General features: G+C 69.6%; 4 protein-coding genes. All 4 read left to right on the top strand.

Features of this window, described 5'->3' with window-relative positions; genetic code table 11:
• Positions 1-372 (top strand): FUSC family protein (locus tag QN345_RS16385; protein ID WP_323508889.1); only part of this gene is annotated, 372 nt, incomplete at its 5' end.
• Between the two features lie 80 nt (positions 373-452).
• The gene (locus tag QN345_RS16380) at positions 453-1,892 is read left to right on the top strand and encodes a ferric reductase-like transmembrane domain-containing protein (protein WP_241987497.1); all 1,440 of its coding nucleotides are present in this window, start codon (positions 453-455) and stop codon (positions 1,890-1,892) included.
• Positions 1,889-2,425, top strand: a complete 537-nt coding sequence (locus QN345_RS16375) for an FMN-binding protein (RefSeq protein WP_198413388.1) — start codon at positions 1,889-1,891, stop codon at positions 2,423-2,425. The genes QN345_RS16380 and QN345_RS16375 overlap by 4 nt, the downstream gene beginning before the upstream one ends.
• 125 nt (positions 2,426-2,550) lie before the next feature.
• Positions 2,551-3,954 carry a ferric reductase-like transmembrane domain-containing protein gene (locus tag QN345_RS16370; protein ID WP_241975337.1) on the top strand — a complete coding sequence of 468 codons (1,404 nt, stop codon included), beginning with the start codon at positions 2,551-2,553 and terminating at the stop codon, positions 3,952-3,954.
• Positions 3,955-4,007 lie beyond the last annotated feature (53 nt).

Here is a 4,007-nt window from a genome sequence, read left to right as displayed (position 1 = left end):
GTCGTCGCCGTGCTGCCGCCGCCCCGGGCGGCCCACTCGATCTCCCGGGCCGTGCACCGCGTGGTCGGGACCGCACTGGGCGTGGTCGTGACTGGCCTCGTGCTGTTGCCTGGGCCATCCGTCGCGTGGCTCGTGGTCGTGATCGCGGTCAGCCAGTTCGGCGCCGAGATCCTGGTCGGCAAGCACTACGGCGCCGCGCTGCTCTTCATCACCCCGCTCGCCCTCTCCGTCGTGCACCTCAGTAGTCCCGTTCCGGTGCCCGCCCTGCTCGTCGACCGCATCGTCGAGACCGCACTCGGGGCGGCGGTCGCGATCCTGCTCGTGCTGCTCTTCCGGTTCGGCTCCGGAAAGCGGACCGGCGCAGCAGCATAGGCGGCAGGTGAGGCGGATTTCATAGCCGGCACATAGGCTTCCGAAAGGCTCCCCATCGGAAGCGGCCCGATGCTCGGAACATGAGCCTCGACACCAGACCCCTGCGCCTCCAGCAGCGTCTCCCCGAGACGACGCACACCCGCCGTCAGCCCGCCCCACGCGTCAACCCGAACTACCCGAGACGGATGCGCCTCGCCGACACCCTGCAGGTGCTCTGCATCGTCTCGGTCGCGCTCGCCGTCGCCCTCTTCCTCGGCTCCGGTGGGGCCGCCCGCTTCGGCACCCCCGCGGACGCCCTCACCTCGATCGGCATCGTCACCGGCCTCGTCGGCACCGACCTGCTGCTCGTGATGACACTGCTCGCCGCCCGGCTGCCCGCGATCGACCGCGCCTTCGGCCACGACAGCGCCATGGCGCTGCACCAGTCCCTCGGCAAGCCGGCCCTCTACCTGATCCTCGCCCACGCGGTCTTCCTCATCATCGGGTACGCCCTCTCCAGCGAGGTCAACGTGTTCGCCGAAACGTGGAACATGCTCACCCAGATGCCGGACATGCTCCTGGCCTTCATCGCGCTCGGGCTGCTCGTGTTCGTGGTCGTCACGTCGCTCGTCATCGTGCGCCACAAGCTGCCATACGAGGTCTGGCACATCGTGCACCTGCTCTCGTACGTCGCCGTGCTCGCCGCACTGCCGCACATGCTGACCGCCGGTACGGTCCTCGTCGCCGGCTCGCCGCAGTGGTACTACTGGCTCGCCCTCTACGTCGCCGTGGCCGGATCTATCGTGGTCTACCGGGTGGTGCTCCCGATCGTGCGGTCGCTGCGCTCCCGGCTCGTCGTGGCCGGCATTGATCGTGAGGCGCCCGGTGTCGTGTCGATCCGCCTCACCGGCCGCCGGCTTCACCACCTGCAGGCGACCGCAGGCCAGTTCTTCATCTGGCGGTTCTGGACGCCCGGGCAGTGGTGGCAGGTGCACCCGTTCTCGCTCTCCGCCGCGCCGGCCCACAACTCCCTCCGGGTCACGGTGCGCGCCCTCGGCGACGGTTCGACCGACCTCGCCTCGGTGCCGGTCGGGACCCGGGTGAGCTTCGAAGGCCCGTACGGGTTGTTCACCGACCGGGCCAGGACGAGCCCGCGGATCGTGCTCGTCGCCGCAGGCATCGGCGTCGCCCCGATCCGGGCGCTCCTGGAAACGGCGACATTCGCGCCGGGCCAGGCGACCGTGCTGTTGCGCTCGCACTCCGTCGCGGACAGCTACCTCGTCGACGAGATCGCCGAGCTCTGCCGCGTGCGGGGAGCCGAGTTCCGGATCATCGCGGGCAAGCGTGCGCCCGGAGCCCACAGCTGGCTGCCCGGTGACGCCGTCAACGCGCGGATCTCCCTCAGAACCCTCGTCCCGAATCTCAGCGAATCGGACGTCTACATTTGCGGTCCACGGCGGTGGACCGACGAGGTCGTGCGGGATGCCCGCTCGGCCGGTCTACCCACGCAACAGATCCACTTCGAAAGGTTTGACTGGTGAGAAAACGAGCAGCGGCTGCGGCCGCAACAGCGTCCCTGTCCGTACTGGCAATCGGGTGGCTGGTCGGAACACCGGCCGTCGCCTCCCTGCAGAACACCCTGGGCGGATCCGCGACGGATGCGACGGTGTCTGCCGCCGCATCCGCCCCGGCCGTTTCGACCCCCACAGCCACGGCCACGGCGCCGGCGGTCGCCACCGCGACTCCGACCGCGACCGCGACGGCTACCCCGGCCGCGGCCGCCCCGGCGGCCGGCGTCACCGGAACCTTCACCGGTTCCGTCGTCGCCACTCGGTTCGGGAACATGCAGGTCTCCGCCACGATCGCGGCCGGCACGATCACCGACGTCACTGCGCTCCAGCTGACCGACAAGGATTCCAAGTCGGTCCAGATCAGCAACCGGGCCGCCCCCGTGCTCAAGGCCGAAGTGTTGAAGGCACAGTCCGCCGCGGTGGCGAATGTGAGCGGCGCGACCTACACGACCCAGGGGTACCTCACCTCGTTGCAGGCGGCGCTCGACGCTGCCGGGTTCTAGCCGAGGGCATCCGTTTCGCCGGGCAGAGGGGAACCTGTGAACTCGTGCAGCGCACATTGGCGACGCACAGGTTCCTCTCAGGTCCTCGATAGAGATTCATTGGATTCGCCGGGGATGCTCACCTTATGAGCCTCGACACGCGCGCACGCCCGCACCAAGCCAGGCCGCGCATCCACCCGAATTACCCGCGGCGGATGCGACTGGCCGACAGCCTGCAAATCCTCGCGGTGGTCTCGGTGGCGCTCGTCGTCGCGGTCTTCCTCGCCGACGGGGGAGCGGCCAGGATCAGCACACCCGCCGACGCCATCACGGCACTCGGAATCGTCACCGGGCTGGTCGGCACCGACCTCCTCCTCGTGATGATGCTGCTCGCCGCGCGGCTGCCCGCGATTGACAGGGCGTTCGGCCACGACAGCGCGATGGCGCTGCACCAGTCGCTCGGCAAGCCGGCGCTCTACCTGATCCTCGCCCACGCCGTGCTGCTCACCATCGGGTATGCGCTCGTGCAGCCCGCCGGGTTCTTCGACGAGGTCTGGATCATGTTCTCGTCGCTCCCGGACATGCCGCTGGCCTTCCTCGGGCTGGGCCTGCTCATCGCCGTCGTGGTCACCTCGCTCGTCATCGTGCGGCACAAGTTCCGCTACGAGGTGTGGCACCTCGTGCACCTGCTGTCCTACGTCGCCGTGCTCGTCGCGATTCCGCACCAGCTCAGCGTCGGCACCCTGTTCCGCGAGGGATCGCTGCAGCGCTACTACTGGCTCGCCCTGTATGCGGGCGTTGCCGGGTCCATCATCCTCTTCCGCTTCATCGTGCCGATCGTGCGATCGCTGAGGGCCCGCCTCACCGTGGTCGGAGTCGACCAGGAGGCCCGTGGGGTCGTCTCGATCCGCCTGTCCGGCCGGCAGCTGCGCAGCCTCAGGGCGAAGTCCGGCCAGTTCTTCATCTGGCGGTTCTGGACCCCCGGGTTGTGGTGGCAGGCGCACCCGTTCTCGCTCTCTGCCGCGCCCACCGGCTCGTCCCTCCGCATCACCGTCCGCGGGCTCGGCGACGCGTCTTCCACGCTCCCGCGCGTGCCCGTCGGCACCCGGGTGAGCTTCGAAGGCCCGTACGGGCTCTTCACCGACTTCGCCCGCACCTCGCCGCGGATCGTCCTGATCGCCGCGGGCATCGGAGTCGCCCCGATCCGCTCGCTTCTCGAGACCGCCACGTTCGCACCCGGGCAGGCGACCGTGCTCCTCCGGTCGAGCACCGTCGACGACACCTACCTCGTCGATGAACTCGCCGCCCTCTGCCGCGCCCGTGGCGCCGAACTGCGCATCATCGCCGGCAAGCGCGCCCCGGGAACCAGCAGCTGGCTCCCCGGCGACGCGGTCCAGGCCCGGATCACCCTCGCAACCCTCGTGCCCAAGCTCCGCGAGGCCGATGTCTACATCTGCGGGCCACGCAAGTGGACGGACGAGGTCGTGCGGGACGCCCGGTCGGCAGGCTTGCCGACCCGGCAGATCCACTTCGAAAGGTTCGACTGGTGAGGGCCCGCGCAGTCAGCCTGGCCACCCTGGCGTCCCTGTCCGTGCTCGCACTC

It is taken from the genome of Cryobacterium sp. 10I1 (assembly GCF_035019805.1).
Lineage (GTDB): Bacteria > Actinomycetota > Actinomycetes > Actinomycetales > Microbacteriaceae > Cryobacterium > Cryobacterium glucosi.
Note: the sequence above shows the minus strand (reverse complement) of the source record. Positions and strands in the feature narration are given on the sequence as shown.